At 71.5% G+C, this 15,426-nt stretch carries 12 protein-coding genes; 6 read left to right on the forward strand and 6 right to left on the reverse strand.

Annotation, left to right across the window (positions count from 1 at the left end; genetic code table 11):
- Nucleotides 1-79 precede the first annotated feature (79 nt).
- The 3 genes from ACFWM7_RS24630 to ACFWM7_RS24640 all read right to left on the reverse strand — a co-directional run bounded on the left by ACFWM7_RS24630 (nucleotide 80) and on the right by ACFWM7_RS24640 (nucleotide 2,736).
- Complete coding sequence (locus ACFWM7_RS24630) at nucleotides 80-1,225, reverse strand: PP2C family protein-serine/threonine phosphatase (protein ID WP_383264007.1); 1,146 nt, start codon at nucleotides 1,223-1,225, stop codon at nucleotides 80-82.
- 107 nt (nucleotides 1,226-1,332) lie between these two features.
- On the reverse strand, nucleotides 1,333-2,163 hold the full coding sequence (locus ACFWM7_RS24635) for an Fpg/Nei family DNA glycosylase (protein WP_383264010.1): 831 nt from the start codon (nucleotides 2,161-2,163) through the stop codon (nucleotides 1,333-1,335).
- A gap of 84 nt (nucleotides 2,164-2,247) precedes the next feature.
- Complete coding sequence (locus ACFWM7_RS24640; protein WP_151513567.1) at nucleotides 2,248-2,736, reverse strand: ribose-5-phosphate isomerase; 489 nt, start codon at nucleotides 2,734-2,736, stop codon at nucleotides 2,248-2,250.
- Between the two features lie 274 nt (nucleotides 2,737-3,010).
- Here ACFWM7_RS24640 and ACFWM7_RS24645 point away from each other — a divergent pair, with 274 nt between their 5' ends.
- A complete protein-coding gene (locus ACFWM7_RS24645; RefSeq protein WP_383264013.1) occupies nucleotides 3,011-4,444 on the forward strand; it encodes an amino acid permease in 1,434 nt (477 codons plus the stop codon).
- Nucleotides 4,445-4,554: 110 nt separating this feature from the next.
- Nucleotides 4,555-5,850, forward strand: a complete 1,296-nt coding sequence (locus tag ACFWM7_RS24650; RefSeq protein WP_383264016.1) for an FAD-binding oxidoreductase — start codon at nucleotides 4,555-4,557, stop codon at nucleotides 5,848-5,850.
- Between the two features lie 23 nt (nucleotides 5,851-5,873).
- Here ACFWM7_RS24650 and ACFWM7_RS24655 read toward each other — a convergent pair whose 3' ends face one another.
- On the reverse strand, nucleotides 5,874-6,467 hold the full coding sequence (locus tag ACFWM7_RS24655; RefSeq protein WP_383264018.1) for a biotin transporter BioY: 594 nt from the start codon (nucleotides 6,465-6,467) through the stop codon (nucleotides 5,874-5,876).
- Nucleotides 6,468-6,753: 286 nt separating this feature from the next.
- Here ACFWM7_RS24655 and ACFWM7_RS24660 point away from each other — a divergent pair, with 286 nt between their 5' ends.
- From ACFWM7_RS24660 to ACFWM7_RS24670, 3 genes are all read left to right on the forward strand, one after another.
- On the forward strand, nucleotides 6,754-8,238 hold the full coding sequence (locus tag ACFWM7_RS24660) for an amino acid permease (protein WP_383264021.1): 1,485 nt from the start codon (nucleotides 6,754-6,756) through the stop codon (nucleotides 8,236-8,238).
- Nucleotides 8,239-8,359: 121 nt separating this feature from the next.
- Nucleotides 8,360-9,856, forward strand: coding sequence for an amino acid permease (locus ACFWM7_RS24665; RefSeq protein ID WP_383264024.1), 1,497 nt, complete (start codon nucleotides 8,360-8,362; stop codon nucleotides 9,854-9,856).
- A 206-nt stretch (nucleotides 9,857-10,062) separates the two neighbouring features.
- Nucleotides 10,063-11,133 carry a glycerophosphodiester phosphodiesterase family protein gene (locus ACFWM7_RS24670; RefSeq protein WP_383264027.1) on the forward strand — a complete coding sequence of 357 codons (1,071 nt, stop codon included), beginning with the start codon at nucleotides 10,063-10,065 and terminating at the stop codon, nucleotides 11,131-11,133.
- 52 nt (nucleotides 11,134-11,185) lie between these two features.
- Here the strand turns inward: ACFWM7_RS24670 and ACFWM7_RS24675 are convergent, their stop codons facing one another.
- Nucleotides 11,186-11,872 (reverse strand): Dps family protein, encoded by a 687-nt coding sequence (locus tag ACFWM7_RS24675; protein WP_383264030.1) that lies wholly within the window; start codon nucleotides 11,870-11,872, stop codon nucleotides 11,186-11,188.
- 60 nt (nucleotides 11,873-11,932) lie between these two features.
- On the reverse strand, nucleotides 11,933-14,167 hold the full coding sequence (gene tkt / locus ACFWM7_RS24680; RefSeq protein WP_383264032.1) for a transketolase: 2,235 nt from the start codon (nucleotides 14,165-14,167) through the stop codon (nucleotides 11,933-11,935).
- 507 nt (nucleotides 14,168-14,674) lie between these two features.
- Here tkt and ACFWM7_RS24685 point away from each other — a divergent pair.
- Nucleotides 14,675-15,316 carry a superoxide dismutase gene (locus ACFWM7_RS24685; protein WP_383264035.1) on the forward strand — a complete coding sequence of 214 codons (642 nt, stop codon included), beginning with the start codon at nucleotides 14,675-14,677 and terminating at the stop codon, nucleotides 15,314-15,316.
- Nucleotides 15,317-15,426: the final 110 nt, after the last annotated feature.

Below are 15,426 nucleotides of genomic sequence, written 5' to 3' on the forward strand. Positions count from 1 at the left end.
GCCCAGATACCCGGCCACCGGGTGACGGGCGCCTCTCCGCCGTCCGGGGCCCGCGTGTCCCTCGGGGTGTTGGGGGCGCTCAGGCCCGGCGGGAGAGCAGCAGCAGCGCCCGGTCGTCGTTGACGTCCTTGGCGCAGGCCTCGATCAGATGCCAGGCCGCGCCCTCGAAGCCGGTGGACACATAGCGGTCGGCCTCGCCCGTCAGCCGGTCGATGCCCTCGGCGATGTCCCGGTCGGAGGCCTCCACCAGGCCGTCGGTGAACAGCATCAGGACGTCGCCGGGTGCCAGCGAGCCCTTCACCGCGTCGAACTCGGCCCCGTCGTAGACGCCGAGCAGGGGCCCCTCCCCCGACTTCTCCTCCCACTGGCCGCTGCCCGCGTGCAGTTGGAGGGCCGGCGGGTGCCCCGCGGAGTAGATCTCGTAGTCGCCCGACTCCAGGTCCAGCACCAGGTGGATGGAGGTGGCGAAGCCCTCGTCCCAGTCCTGGCGCAGCAGATAGCCGTTGGCTGCGGGCAGGAAGGCGTGCGGGGGCAGCGAGCCGAGCAGCCCGCCGAAGGCGCCGGACAGCAGCAGGGCCCGGGAGCCCGCATCCATGCCCTTGCCGGAGACGTCGGTGAGGACGGCCTCCAGCGTGCGGCCCCCGTGGGTGCGGGCCGCGACGACGAAGTCCCCGGAGAACGACTGGCCGCCGGCCGGGCGCAGGGCCATCTCGCGGTGCCAGCCCTGGGGCAACCGGGGCAGGGAGCTCTGGACCCGGATGCGTTCGCGCAGGTCGAAGAGCATCGTGCCGCCGCGCCGCCAGGGCACGCCGACCCTGGCTCGGAACTGGGCGAGGATCAGCCCGAAGAAGCCGCAGGCGGCGACCACGAGCACGGTGCCGGGGGTGACCCGGGCGGGGCCGTCCAGATACGGGCCGAGGGTGAGCGCCTCGATGATCAGGGCGACGGCAGCCGTCGCGTACAGGCCCAGCAGGCTGGCGGGGCGCAGCAGGAGGCCGCCCGCCACGATCGGCAGGGCGAGGGCGGCGGGGTCGATCCAGACCGGGCTGACGACGGTGGCGAAGGTGATGGCCGGGATCGTCAGCAGCAGACCGGCCAGGGCGATCCAGTCGGAGCCGTCGCCGCGGAAGTAGTCGACCCCGGATTTACGCAGGCCGATGCGGGCCCGGTGCGTCTTTCTGCGCCACCGGGCCCAGAAGTCGTCTACTCCTCCGCTACGGGCCACTGCCGGGACCTTATCCACCCGAACGCCTCCGGTGCAGGGGGCCCCGGTGACAATGCGCTCGAAATGGGGTCGTCCGCGCGTTCCCGTCGGCCTTCTTCGGACGGATTTCAGCCTTTTCGGCTGTCGGAGGGGCCCGTCGGCTGGCACCGGGGGCACCAGAAGAGGTTGCGGGAGACGAGGTCCGCGGTGCGGATCTCCGTACCGCAGATGTGGCAGGGCAGGTTCGCGCGCCGGTAGACGTAGACCTCGCCGCCGTGGTCGTCCTTGCGGGGCGGGCGGCCCATGGCCTCGGGGAGGTGTTCGGGGCGGACGGTGTCGATCCGGTTGTTCCGCACGCCTTCGCGCATCAGGTCGGCCAGGTCCGCCCAGATCGTGTCCCACTCGGCGCGGGTGAGGTCGCGGCCCGTGCGGTACGGGTCGATGCCGTGGCGGAAGAGGACCTCGGCGCGGTAGACGTTGCCGACGCCCGCGATGACCTTCTGGTCCATCAGCAGCGCGGCGATGGTGGTCCGGCTGCGGGAGATCCGCTGCCAGGCCCGCTCCCCGTCCTCGTCGCCGCGCAGCGGGTCCGGTCCCAGGCGCTCGTGTATGGCGCGCTTCTCGGGCTCGGTGAGCAGGGCGCAGGTGGTGGGGCCGCGCAGGTCCGCGTAGTGGCCGGCGTTGACCAGGCGGAGGCGGACGGTGTCGGTGGGCGGCGGCGGGGCGGCGCCGAAGCCGAGCTTGCCGAAGAGGCCGAGGTGGATGTGGACCCAGCCGGTGTCGCCGAAGCCGAGGAAGAGGTGTTTGCCGTGGGCGTCGGTGGCGGTGAGGGTGTGCCCGTCGAGGAGGGCCGCGCTGTCGGAGAACTTGCCCTGCGGACTGCTCACCCTCACCGGTGCGCCCGCGAACCGTTCGGTGTGGTCGTCGGCGAGGCGGCGGACGGTGTGTCCCTCGGGCACGGCGGGACTCCTGCGGTCTGGGCGGGCGGTGACATGACCGTGCCGCCGGGCCGGGCCCGGCGGCACGCGAGGAGGGGGAGGGGGTCAGCCCTGCTGGGGGTGGTGGGCCGGGATCGGGGGCAGCTCGCCGGTGGTCTCGTACGCCGAGAGCATCTCGATGCGGCGCGTGTGGCGCTCCTCGTTGGAGTACGGCGTGGAGAGGAAGATCTCGACGAACTTCGTGGACTCCTCGACCGTGTGCATCCGGCCGCCGATCGCGACGACGTTGGCGTTGTTGTGCTCGCGGCCCAGCGCGGCGGTCTGCTCGCTCCAGGCCAGTGCGGCGCGGACGCCCTTGACCTTGTTGGCAGCGATCTGCTCGCCGTTGCCGGAGCCGCCGATCACGATGCCGAGGCTGTCCGGGTCGGCTGCCGTCTTCTCGGCGGCCCGCAGGCAGAACGGCGGGTAGTCGTCCTGGGCGTCGTAGATGTGGGGGCCGCAGTCGACGGCCTCGTGGCCGTGGGCGCCGAGCCACTCGACGAGGTGGTTCTTGAGTTCGTAGCCGGCATGGTCGGATCCGAGGTACACGCGCATGGTGCGAAGTGTGGCACGAACTCCGCGGGGCGACCGTCACGGGGCGGTCGTCAGTGGGGCGCAAGCCCCGATTCGATGATTCGCAGGCCCTGGCCCGTTCTTGTGTGGCGAACACCACTCAAGCAACGATCAGGCAAACGATCCGAAAGAGGGGGTTCCCCTTCCGCCTTGTATCGGGCTTGAATGCGTGGCCTTGTCTTCGCACACCCCACGGGCACCACCCGACGGCGGAGCAGGGCACACCCTCATGCTCGAAAAGGTAAGGAATCCCCCCATGACGTCGCAGACGACGCTGGCGAAGCCGGGCCAGGAGCCCGGTGAGCCGGACCGGCCGGACTCGGCGGGCGGGCTTCAGGCCGGCCTGAAGAACCGCCACCTCTCGATGATCGCGATCGGCGGCGTGATCGGCGCCGGACTCTTCGTCGGCTCCAGCGCGGGCATCGCGGCCGCGGGCCCGGCGATCCTGGTGTCGTACGCGATGGTCGGCCTGATGGTCGTCCTCGTGATGCGGATGCTCGGCGAGATGGCCGCCGCCCGGCCGAGCTCCGGCTCCTTCTCCGCCTACGCCGACCAGGCGCTGGGCCGTTGGGCCGGTTTCTCCATCGGCTGGCTCTACTGGTTCTTCTGGGTCGTGGTGCTGGCCGTCGAGGCCACGGCGGGCGCGGCGATCCTGGAGAACTGGATCCCGGGCGTGCCCCAGTGGGCCTGGGCGCTGATCGTGATGGTCGTGCTGACCGCCACCAACCTGATCTCGGTGGGCAGTTACGGCGAGTTCGAGTTCTGGTTCGCCGGGATCAAGGTCGTGGCGATCGCCGCGTTCGTGGTCGTCGGCTTCCTCGCGGTCTTCGGGTTCCTGCCCGGTTCGGACAACCCGGGCGCGGGTCTCGCGCATCTGACGGACTCCGGCGGGTTCTTCCCCGAGGGGCCGGGCGCGATCCTCACCGGTGTGCTGATGGTCGTCTTCTCGTTCATGGGCAGTGAGATCGTGACGCTGGCCGCCGGCGAGTCCTCCGACCCGCAGCGGGCCGTCTCGAAGGCCACCAACAGCGTGATCTGGCGTATCGCCGTCTTCTACCTCGGCTCGATCTTCGTCGTGCTGACGCTGCTGCCGTGGAACGACCCGTCGATCCAGGAGAAGGGCAGCTATGTCGCCGCCCTCGACTCGATCGGGATCCCGCAGGCCGGCAACGTCATGGACTTCATCGTGCTGACGGCCGTGCTGTCCTGCCTCAACTCCGGCCTGTACACGGCCTCCCGGATGGCGTTCTCGCTCGGCGAGCGGGGCGACGCGCCGAAGTCCTTCGCCAAGGTCAACAAGCGCGGTGTGCCGCAGGCGGCGATCCTGTCCTCGGTGGTCTTCGGCTTCGTGGCGGTGTTCTTCAACTACCAGTGGCCGGACACGGTGTTCCAGTTCCTGCTGAACTCCTCCGGCGCGGTCGCGCTCTTCGTGTGGCTGGTCATCTGCTTCACCCAGCTGCGGATGCGCGGGATCATCCTGCGCGAGACCCCCGGCAAGCTGGTCGTACGGATGTGGCTCTTCCCGTACCTCACCTGGGCGACGATCGCGGCGATCTCCTTCATCCTGGTCTACATGCTGACCGACGACACCGCCCGCGAGCAGGTCGTGCTGTCGCTGCTGGTCGCGGCCCTGGTGGTGGGCATCTCGCTGGTCCGGGAGATGCGGAGCCGCAAGGCCGTCGCCAAGTGACCCTCGGCCGTCCGCCGCGAACCATGATCCATACCTGACGGACGCTGTCAGGTATGGCGGAGAAGCTCTCCTTCGTAAGCGCAGAAACGCGAGCGAAGGAGAGCTTTTCCATGTCGTACCGGCCCGGCGGGTCCGCCGCCCCCGCCAGCTTCCAGACCGGCTTCCCGATCCGCCCCGACCACCTGGTCGAGGCCCGCTCCCCCGACGACGTACGGGAGGCCGTGGCGTACGCCGCCGGGCGCGGACTCCGGGTGACCGCCCACGCCACCGGGCACGGGCTGCCGGGTGCGATCGAGGGCGGCGTTCTCGTGGTCACCAGCGCCCTGGACTCCGTCACCGTCGACCCGGTCGCCCGCACGGCCACGATCGGCGCGGGCGCGACCTGGGGCGCGGTGACCGCGGCGGCGGCCCCGCACGGTCTCGCCCCGCTCAACGGCTCGTCGCCCTCCGTGGGCGCGGTCTCGTACACGCTGGGCGGCGGACTGGGCATCCTGGCCCGGGAGTTCGGGTACGCCGCCGACCGGGTGCGGGCGCTGGAGGTGGTGACCGCTGACGGTGTTCCGCGCCGGGTCACGCCGGAGTGCGAGCCGGAGCTGTTCTGGGGACTGCGCGGCGGCGGGCGGCGGCTGGGGGTGGTGACCTCGCTGGAGATCGGCCTGGTGGCGGTGGAGCGGCTGTACGGGGGTGCGGTCGCCTTCGACGGGGAACGGGCGGCCGAGGTGCTGGCCCGCTATCTGGAGTGGACCCGGACCGTGCCGGACACCCTGGCGTCCTCCCTGTCAGCGCTCCCCTACCCGGACCTGCCACAGGTGCCCGAGGAGGTGCGCGGGCGGTACGTCGTCTCGGTGCGGGTCGCCTTCACGGGGGACGCGGCCGAGGGCGAACGGCTGGTGGCCCCGCTGCGGGCGATCGGGCCGGCCCTGGAGGACTCGCTGCGGGAGATGCCGTACGCGGAGAGCCCCACCATCCACAACGACCCGCCGTTCCCGCACGCGTACTACGGGGAGGGGCTGATGCTGCGGGAACTGGACGCCGGGAGGGCCGCGCGGGTGCTGGAGCTGACGGGGCCCGGGGCGCCGATGATGAACGTGGTGCAGCTGACCCATCTCGGCGGTGCCATGGCCGGGCGGCCGGAGCCGGCGAGCGCGGTGCCCCACCGGGACGCCGGTTTCCTGCTGGGCCTGATCTCCGTACTGGACACGACGGACGTGCCCTCGGTGCGCGCGCTGTACGGGAAGGTGTCCGGGGTGCTGGGGCCGCTCGTCCAGGGGCGCGCGGCCAACTTCTGCTTCGGCGGCGGGGACCGTACCGCCGGTTTCCATGAGCCGGAAACGGCGAAGAGGCTCGCCGGTCTGGTCTCCCAGTACGATCCGGCGGGCCTCTTCGGGGGGCCTTACGAGGGCTGAGGCCTCGCGTTGGGGAAAGCGGGTCAGCCGCGGCGGCCGAGCAGCTTCCACGTGGTCGGCAGTACGCCCATGGCCAGCGCCGCCTTGAGGGCGTCGCCGATCAGGAACGGGGTGAGGCCGGCCGCGACGGCGGCGCTCAGCGACATCCCGGTGGACAGCGCGAGGTAGGGCACGCCGATGGCGTAGATGACCGCGGAGCCGAGGACCATCGTGCCCGCGGTGCGCAGCACCGAGCGGTCGCCGCCGCGCCGGGCGAGAGCGCCGACGACGGTGGCGGCCAGCAGCATGCCGAAGACGTAGCCGAGGGACGGCATGCTCCAGCCCGAGGAGGCCTCGGCGAACCAGGGCATGCCGGCCATGCCGACGAGCGCGTAGAGCGCGAGGGAGAGGAAGCCGCGACGGGCGCCCAGCGCGGTGCCGATGAGGAGCGCGGCGAAGGTCTGGCCGGTGACCGGGACCGGGGAGCCGGGGACCGGGACGGCTATCTGGGCCGCGATGCCGGTCAGGGCCGCGCCGCCGAGGACGAGGGCCGCGTCCACGGCGTAGCGGTGCCGGGCTGCGGGCAGCAGGTCGGCGAGGACCGCTCCGGAGCGGACGGGGGCGGCAGCAGTGCTCATCGGGACTCCGCGGGTGAGGGCAGGTGGGCCGGGCGGCCCCCGGCGGTCGGGGTGGGGTCGGGCTCCGCCGACGTTAGCCCACGAGTGAACGCTCGATCACCATCAGCCGCCCACAAAGCGGCGGTTGATGGGTTGGTGGGATTCACACAAAGCCTGCGACGCAATCACGTTCCCGCGTGACGCTCGTCACGGAGGTCGGGCAGGTGGCGGTCGGTTTTGGCGGGAGAGGGACCACGGCCCCAGACTGTAGGTTCCCCATAAATCATCCGAGAGTGAACCGCACCCCATGCACGAGGCTCCCCCCACCCCTGCCGCCACCACGCCCGCCGTCCCCGCCGAGCCGCTGTCGCACGGGCTCAAGCAGCGCCATCTGACGATGCTGGGGCTCGGCGGGGTGATCGGGGCGGGACTGTTCGTGGGCTCGGGCGCCGGGATCGCGGTGGCGGGGCCCGCGATCGTCGTCTCGTATCTGATCGCGGGGGCGCTCGCGATGCTGGTGATGCGGATGCTGGGCGAGATGTCCGCCGCGATGCCCGCCTCCGGTTCGTTCTCCGTGCACGCGGAGCGGGCGCTCGGGCGGTGGGCCGGGTTCAGCGTCGGCTGGCTGTACTGGTTCCTGCTGGTGGTGGTCCTCGCCGTGGAGGCGACGGCGGCCGCGCAGATCGCCCATGGGTGGGTGCCGGCGGTCGAACCCTGGGCGTGGGTGCTGCTGTTCATGGTGGTCTTCACCTCGGCGAACCTGACGGCGGTGAAGAACTTCGGCGAGTTCGAGTTCTGGTTCGCCTCCTTGAAGGTCGGCGCGATCGTGGTCTTCCTGGTGCTCGGCGGACTGGCGGTCTTCGGCCTGCTCCCGGACACCGACCCGGTCGGGATGGCCAACCTGACCGGTCAGGGCGGCTTCCTGCCGAACGGCTGGAGCGGGGTCGTCTCCGGTGTGCTGACCGTGGTGTTCGCCTTCGGCGGTCTTGAGGTCGTCACCATCGCCGCCGCCGAGACGGACGACCCGGCGCGTGCGGTGGGGCGGGCGGTCCGCAGCGCGGTGGTGCGGATCCTCTTCTTCTACGTCGGCTCGATGCTGGTGATCGTGACCGTGCTGCCGTGGACCGCGCAGCGGGCCGGACTGAGCCCGTATGTGAAGGTGCTGGACGCGATCGGGGTTCCGTCGGCCGGGCAGATCATGAATATCGTGGTGTTCGTGGCGCTGCTCTCCGCGCTGAACGCCAATCTGTACGGGTCCTCGCGGATGGTGTTCTCGCTGGCGGAGCGCGGGGAGGCGCCGCGCGGGCTGCTGAAGGTGTCGGGCGGGGGCGGCACGAAGAGCGGCGGCTCCGGCGGTTCCAGCGGCTCCTCCGATCAGGCGGGAGGCGTGCCGCGGCGGGCGGTGCTGGCGTCGGTGGCCTTCGGCTTCGTCTCCGTCCTGCTCAACCTGCTGTGGCCGGACACGGTGTTCCTCTACATGCTCAACTCGGTCGGCGCGGTGCTGCTGTTCGTCTGGGCGCTGATCGCCGCCTCCCAACTGCGGCTGCGCGCCCGGCTGGAACACGAGGCCCCCGAGGCGCTCACGCTGCGGATGTGGTGGTTCCCGTATCTGACCTGGGTGACGCTGGCCGGACTGCTCGGGGTGCTGGTGCTGATGCTGACCGACGACGCGGCACGCCCGCAGGTGCTGTGGTCGGCGGGGGCGACGGCGCTGGTGCTGCTGGTGGCGGTGGGGCGGCAGCGGCGGGAGCGCAGGGCCTCCGAGCAGCGCTCGGCGTCTACCGATCGGTAGGCGCGTGTGCACCTTGTGTGAGCCTGGTGACCGTATAGCGGACAGTCATTCCGTGTGAGCGGTACGGATGCCCAGACTGTGGGTTCGTCCCCTTGTCTCAGCTAGCGAACAGAGCTCGTCCATGCCTCGGACCTCCGCGTCTCCCCCTACCGCTGACTCCGCGGCCCCCGCAGGGCCCTCGGCGGACTCCGCGCTCACCCACGGCCTCAAGCAGCGTCACCTCTCGATGATCGCCCTCGGCGGAGTGATCGGCGCCGGTCTCTTCGTCGGCTCGGGCGCCGGGATCGCCGCGGCCGGGCCCTCGATCATCATCGCGTACGCCATATCCGGGCTGCTCGTCATGATGGTGATGCGCATGCTCGGCGAGATGTCGGCCGCCAACCCGGCGTCCGGCTCCTTCTCCGTGCACGCCGAGCGGGCGATCGGCCCGTGGGCCGGGTTCACCGCGGGCTGGTCCTTCTGGTTCCTGCTCTGCGTCGCGGTGGGCCTGGAGGGCATCGGCGCCGCGCAGATCGTCAGCGGCTGGCTGCCGGGAACCCCGGAGTGGGCCTGGGTCGCCCTGTTCATGGTGATCTTCCTCGGGACGAACCTGGCCGCCGTGAAGAACTTCGGCGAGTTCGAGTTCTGGTTCGCCGCGCTCAAGGTCATCGCGATCACGCTGTTCCTGGTGCTCGGCCTGCTGGCGATCTTCGGCGTGCTGCCCGACACGGACGCGCCCGGCCTGTCCAACCTCACGGGTGACGGCGGTTTCCTTCCCAAGGGCATGGACGGCTTCATCATCGGACTCCTCGCCTCCGTCTTCGCGTACGGCGGTCTGGAGACCGTCACCATCGCGGCGGCCGAGTCCGAGAACCCGGTGCAGGGCGTCGCGAAGGCGGTCCGTACGGCGATGTGGCGCATCGCGGTCTTCTACATCGGCTCGATGGCGGTCATCGTCACGCTGGTCCCCTGGGACGACCCGAAGGTCGCCGAGGTCGGTCCGTTCTACGCGATGCTCGACCACCTGGGCATCGGCAGCGCCGCGCAGATCATGAACGTGGTCATCCTCATCGCCCTGCTCTCCGCGATGAACGCCAACATCTACGGCGCGTCCCGCATGGCCCGCTCGCTGGTCGCCCGCGGCCAGGGCCCGTCCGTGCTCGGCAAGATCTCCTCCGGGGTGCCGCGCAACGCGGTGATGTTCTCCTCGGTCTTCGGCTTCCTGTGCGTGCTGCTCAGCTACTGGCGTCCTGACGACGTCTTCCCCTGGCTGCTGAACATGATCGGCGCGGTGATCTTGGTCGTGTGGATCTTCATCGCGGCCTCCCAGCTGATCCTGCGCCGGCGCACCGAGCGGGAGGCGCCCGAGACGCTGGTCGTCCGAATGTGGTTCTTCCCGGTCGGCACGATCGTCGCCCTCGCGGCCATGGTGGGCATCTTCCTGCTGATGCTGCGCCAGCCGGACACCCGGGACCAGCTGCTGGCCACGGGAGCGCTGACGGTGGTGCTGATCGGCCTCGGCCTCCTGCGTCAGCGGCGGCGTGGCAACGACGGCCCCGGCGCCGGCGACGGTACTGGGGCCGGGACGGGCGACGGCACCGGCACCGCGGCCGAGATCCCGGCGCAGCGGCAGCGGTAGATCGCGGCAGCAGTTCCCGCACGGACCCTACGAACGCCGGGCTCCTCCTCGTACGATCGGGGCGGAGCCCGGCGTCTCGGCTTCCGGTGCCCGGTTCCGGCGCGGCGCGCATCCGTGGCCGACAGGACATCGCGGGGCCCCGCGCCGTACCCCGGGCCGTCACCCGCGCTCGCTTCCGTGATGGCTCACCCACCCGAGGAGCCGTCATGTCCGTTGCCCCCAGGCGTCGTTCGATCCTCCTGGCCACCGCCGCCGTCACCGCGGCGGCCACCGCTCCGGCGGTCGCGTCCGCCCCCGCGGGCCCGCGCCCGCCCCGCCCCTCCGGTCCGCTCGTCATCGGCCACCGCGGGGCGGCGGGCTGGCGGCCCGAGCACACCGCCGACGCGTACACCTATGCCGTACGGGCCGGGGCCGACTGGATCGAGCCGGACCTCGTGCCGACGGCGGACCACGTCCTGGTCGTGCGGCACGAGAACGAGATCGGCGGGACGACGGACGTCGCCGACCGCCCGGAGTTCGCCGGCCGCCGCACCACGAAGACGGTCGACGGCAAGGCGGTGACCGGCTGGTTCACCGAGGACTTCACCCTGCGCGAGCTGAAGACGCTGCGCACGGTGGAACGGCTGCCGCTGGTCCGGAACCGCAACACGGTCTTCGACGGGCGGGGCCGGGTGATGACGTTCCAGGAGGTCGTGGACCTGGCCCGGCGGCTGTCGCGGGAGTCGGGCCGGCGGATCGCGGTGTTCCCGGAGACGAAGCACCCGACGTACTTCCGCTCGATCGGGCTGCCGCTGGAGGAGGAACTGATCCGGGTGATCCGCCGCAACCGGCTGACCGCCCGGGACTGCGTCGTCCAGTCCTTCGAGCCGTCCAGCCTGCGCCGGGTGGCCGCCGTCCGCCTCGGCCTCCCGCTGTGGCAGGCGCTGGGCACGAGCGGCGGCCCGTACGGGCACGGGATCACCTACCGGGACATGATGACCCCGGCCGGGCTGCGCGAGATCGCCTCGTACGCGGACTGGATCGGCCCGGACAAGTCCTCGCTGGTCCCGCCGAACACCCTGCTGGCGGACGCGCACGCGGCGGGCCTGAAGGTGGGCGCGTACACCTTCCGGGCGGAGAACCAGTACCTCCCGGCCGCGTACCGCCGGGGCAGTGACCCGGGTGCCTTCGGCGACGCGTTCGCCGAGTACGCCTTCCACTACGGGCAGGGCGTGGACGCGGTGGTGACGGACTTCCCGGACATCGCGGTGCAGGCCAGGGACGACCTGCGGGGGTAACGGGCGGCCGACGACGGAGCTCAAGCGAAGCGTCCGGGCCGGCCGCCCCTTCTCAACGGATGGTGCGCCGGCTCGCCGTGGTCTTCTTGACCGCCTTCTTGGCGGTCTTCTTCGCCGGCGTCTTCTTCGCCGGGCCGGGCAGCGCCGTCTTCTTGGCGGGGGTGCGCTCGGCGGCGGCCCGCTTCGGGGACGCGGCTTCGGCCGCCGCTTCCTCGGTGTCGGCGCCGGCGTTCGACAGGGCGCCGGAGCTGGACTCCAGGTGGGCCCGGACGAACCACTGGAACTGCTCCAGGCCGCGCAGGTGCTCGATGAGCAGGTCCTCGGTGACGGGGTCGATCTCGCCGGCCTTCTCGACCGCCGCACGGTGGTCCTCGATGATCCCGGTGTAGACCAGGTCCAGGGCGCCGAGGTGGGCGATGGCGTCAGCGCGACCGACGCTGTAGTCGTCCCAGGTGCGCTCCTTCACCAGGGCGCCCGGGGTGCCGTTCGGCTCGCCGCCGAGGGCGGAGATGCGCTCGGCGGCGGCGTCGGCCATGTCCCGTACGGCGGCGGTCTGCGGGTCGAGCATCTCGTGGACGGCGATGAAGTGCGGCCCGACGACGTTCCAGTGGATGTGCTTGAGGGTGAGCGCGAGGTCGTTGAGCGCGTGCAGGCGCAGCGTCAGGAGGTCGATGACCTGGCGGCCCTCGTCGACGCCGAGGCCGGGGACGGTGTAACGGGGGGTGCGTGCGGGGGACATGGGGCTCCTGTTCCTGTGTACATCGATCGGGGTGGCTTCTCGGTGCGTGAGGCCGGGGGTCTAACCGGCGTCCCCGGTGCCTCCTTCGGTCGGGGTCGCGCCGGGGCGCTCCCCGCCGGGCCGGACGGGGCCGGCCGCCGCGCGGATGCTCTCCCGTGCGGCCTCGGCGACCGCGCGGGGCGTGATGCCGAACTCCTCGTACAGGCGCTGGTAGGGGGCGGACGCGCCGAAGTGCTCCAGGCTGACCATGCGGCCCGCGTCGCCCACCACGTCCCGCCAGCCCTGGGCGACGGCCGCCTCGACGCTCACCCGGGCCCGGGCCCCGGGCGGCAGCACCTCGTCCTGGTAGGCGTACGGCTGGTCGGCGAACCACTCGCGGCAGGGCATCGAGACCACCCGCGCGTCGACCCCGTCGGCGGCCAGCAACTCCCGCGCCTCCAGGGCGATGTGCACCTCGGAGCCGGTGCCGACGAGGATGACGTCCGGGGTGTCGCCGCGGCTGTCGGCGAGGACGTAACCGCCCCGGGCGGCCCCCTCGGCGGATGCGTACGCGCCGTCGCCCTCCCCCCGTTCCAGGACCGGCAGCGGCTGACGGGTCAGGGCGAGTCCGGCGGGCCGGTCGTGGTGCTCCAGGACCGTGCGCCAGCAGACGGAGGTCTCGTTGGCGTCGGCGGGCCGTACGACGTCGAGGCCGGGGATCGCGCGGAGGGCGGCGAGCTGCTCGACGGGCTGGTGGGTGGGGCCGTCCTCGCCGAGGCCGATGGAGTCGTGAGTCCAGACGTAGGTGGCCGGCAACTTCATCAGGGCGGCGAGCCGGACGGCCGGGCGCATGTAGTCGCTGAAGATCAGGAACGTACCGCCGTAGGGGCGGGTGAGGCTCTGGAGCGCGATGCCGTTGAGGATCGCGCCCATGGCGTGCTCGCGGATGCCGAAGTGGAGCGTGCGGCCGTACGGGTTGCCCGGGAACTCGCCCGTCTGCTTCCCCTCCGGCACGAAGGACGGCTCGCCCTCCATGGTGGTGTTGTTGCTGCCCGCGAGGTCGGCCGAACCGCCCCACAGCTCGGGCAGCACGGGGGCCAGCGCGGTGAGCACATCGCCGGAGGCCTTGCGGGTGGCGATGCCCTTGGGGTCGGCGTCGAAGACGGGGAGGCTGTCGGTCCAGCCCTCGGGGAACCTCTGCTCCCGCAGCCGGTCGAGGAGTTCGGCGCGCTCGGGGTGGGCGGAGCGCCACTCCTGATAGCCGGGCTCCCAGGCGCGGTGGGCCTCCGCCCCACGCTCGACGACCGCGCGGGCGTGCTCCAGTACGTCGTCCTCGACGGTGAAGTCGGCGTCCGGGTCGAAGCCGAGCAGCTTCTTGGTCGCGGCGACCTCGTCGTCGCCGAGCGCGGAGCCGTGGGCCTTGCCGGTGTTCTGCTTGGTGGGCGCGGGCCAGCCGATGATCGTGCGCAGCAGGATCAGGGAGGGCCGGTCGCTCTCGCCCTTCGCGGCCTCGACGGCGGCGAGCAGGGCGTCGACGTCCTCGACGTAGTCGCCGGTCCGGGTGAAGTCGACCGTCTGGACGTGCCAGCCGTACGCGGCGTAGCGGGCGGTGACGTCCTCGCTGAACGAGATGTCGGTGTCGTCCTCGATGGAGATGTGGTTGGAGTCGTAGAAGACGATCAGGTTGCCGAGCTCCTGGTGTCCCGCCAGTGAACTGGCCTCGCTCGTCACGCCCTCCATCAGGTCGCCGTCGGAGGCGACGACGTACACATGGTGGTCGAAGGGGCTCGTGCCGGCCGCCGCGTCGGGGTCGAGGAGGCCGCGCTCGCGGCGGGCCGCCATGGCCATGCCGACGGCGGAGGCGAGCCCCTGCCCCAGCGGGCCGGTGGTGATCTCGACGCCCCGGGTGTGGCGGTACTCGGGGTGGCCGGGGGTGCTGGACCCCCAGGTGCGCAGCGCCTCCAGGTCCGACAGCTCCATGCCGTACCCGCTCAGGTACAGCTGGATGTAGAGGGTCAGGCTGGAGTGCCCGCAGGACAGGACGAAGCGGTCCCGGCCGAGCCACTGGTCGTCGGCCGGGTCGTGCCACATGACCTGCTGGAACAGCAGGTACGCCAGCGGGGCCAGGCTCATCGCGGTGCCCGGGTGGCCGTGGCCCGCCTTCTGCACGGCGTCGGCGGCCAGCAGCCGGACGGTGTCGACGGCGCGGACGTCGAGCGGCCCCCAGCCCGCCGCCTCCGCCAGGGGCGGGGCCAGCTTCGGATCGCGGCCACGGTCCGGGCCGGCCTGCGCTTCGGGGGCGTTGGGGGGTGCCATCAAGTCCTCCTGGTCGGTGGGGCGGGCGGCGAGCGGCACACCTGCGGTTCCCGGCCCCGAGCCGCCCGGCTGCATGGCCGAGTCCCCCGGGAAACGGCGTCCAAACCTGGGCGACGGCGGGGAGAGGCAGGGGAGACAACGGAACGCCTTTATAGCAAGAAAAGGGAAGATAATAGGACACCCGGCGAGAGCCAGAGGCTCACCATGTCGAAGAAACCGCCTCGGCATGGTGAGGGGTCGAGCAGATTCACGGGCGAGGGGCAGCACGGCCGGTCCCCCGATGTCGACGAGGAATCCCAGCAGGCCGGCCAACCCCAGCGCGCACCGCTCCTTCCACCCGGACACCTACGCCCCGGGGCCGGGCCCGCCCCGCCGCGCCGCAGGTCCTAGGCCGAAGGGCTGATCACTTCGCGGCCCCTCCTGCTGTTAGCCTGCTCCCAGATTGCTCCTGCATATAGGTTGCAATAACAACTGGACGGCATTCCCAGCAGTCGGAGGGTTCGAACCATGGCCACGTACACGCTCCCGGAACTCCCGTACGACTACGCGGCGCTCGAACCGGTCATCAATCCGCAGATCATCGAGCTGCACCACGACAAGCACCACGCCGCGTACGTCAAGGGCGCGAACGACACCCTGGAGCAGCTGGAAGAGGCCCGCGACAAGGAGGCCTGGGGAGCGATCAACGGCCTCCAGAAGAACCTCGCGTTCCACCTCTCCGGCCACATCCTGCACTCGATCTACTGGCACAACATGACCGGCGACGGCGGCGGCGAGCCCCTCGCGACGGACGGCGTGGGCGACCTCGCCGACGCGATCACCGAGTCCTTCGGCTCCTACGCGAGCTTCAAGTCCCAGCTGACGAAGGCCGCGGCCACCACCCAGGGTTCCGGCTGGGGCGTGCTCGCGTACGAGCCCGTGAGCGGCAAGCTGATCGTCGAGCAGGTCTACGACCACCAGGGCAACGTCGGCCAGGGCTCGGTCCCGATCCTGGTCTTCGACGCCTGGGAGCACGCCTTCTACCTGCAGTACAAGAACCAGAAGGTGAACTTCATCGAGGCGATGTGGCAGGTCGTCAACTGGCAGGACGTGGCCAAGCGTTACGCGGCCGCCAAGGAGCGCGAGAACGTACTGCTGCTCGCCCCCTGACCCGATGCGACGTGACGTCGGCGCACCACAGACGTCCTGCCTCGTGATCGTCTTCTCAACCTTCACCACGGCAGGCGGATGAAAGAAGAGCCCCCGCGAGGACATGACTC

This window comes from Streptomyces sp. NPDC058375, assembly GCF_042723425.1.
Classification (GTDB): domain Bacteria; phylum Actinomycetota; class Actinomycetes; order Streptomycetales; family Streptomycetaceae; genus Streptomyces; species Streptomyces durocortorensis.

Coding starts and splice junctions, on each gene's coding strand:
- ACFWM7_RS24650 (WP_383264016.1), top strand. CDS start 4,555: ATGTCGTACCGGCCCGGCGGGTCCGCCGCCCCCGCCAGCTTCCAGACC.
- ACFWM7_RS24665 (WP_383264024.1), top strand. CDS start 8,360: ATGCCTCGGACCTCCGCGTCTCCCCCTACCGCTGACTCCGCGGCCCCC.
- ACFWM7_RS24660 (WP_383264021.1), top strand. CDS start 6,754: ATGCACGAGGCTCCCCCCACCCCTGCCGCCACCACGCCCGCCGTCCCC.
- tkt (WP_383264032.1), bottom strand. CDS start 14,167: ATGGCACCCCCCAACGCCCCCGAAGCGCAGGCCGGCCCGGACCGTGGC.
- ACFWM7_RS24670 (WP_383264027.1), top strand. CDS start 10,063: ATGTCCGTTGCCCCCAGGCGTCGTTCGATCCTCCTGGCCACCGCCGCC.
- ACFWM7_RS24685 (WP_383264035.1), top strand. CDS start 14,675: ATGGCCACGTACACGCTCCCGGAACTCCCGTACGACTACGCGGCGCTC.
- ACFWM7_RS24675 (WP_383264030.1), bottom strand. CDS start 11,872: ATGTCCCCCGCACGCACCCCCCGTTACACCGTCCCCGGCCTCGGCGTC.
- ACFWM7_RS24640 (WP_151513567.1), bottom strand. CDS start 2,736: ATGCGCGTGTACCTCGGATCCGACCATGCCGGCTACGAACTCAAGAAC.
- ACFWM7_RS24655 (WP_383264018.1), bottom strand. CDS start 6,467: ATGAGCACTGCTGCCGCCCCCGTCCGCTCCGGAGCGGTCCTCGCCGAC.
- ACFWM7_RS24645 (WP_383264013.1), top strand. CDS start 3,011: ATGACGTCGCAGACGACGCTGGCGAAGCCGGGCCAGGAGCCCGGTGAG.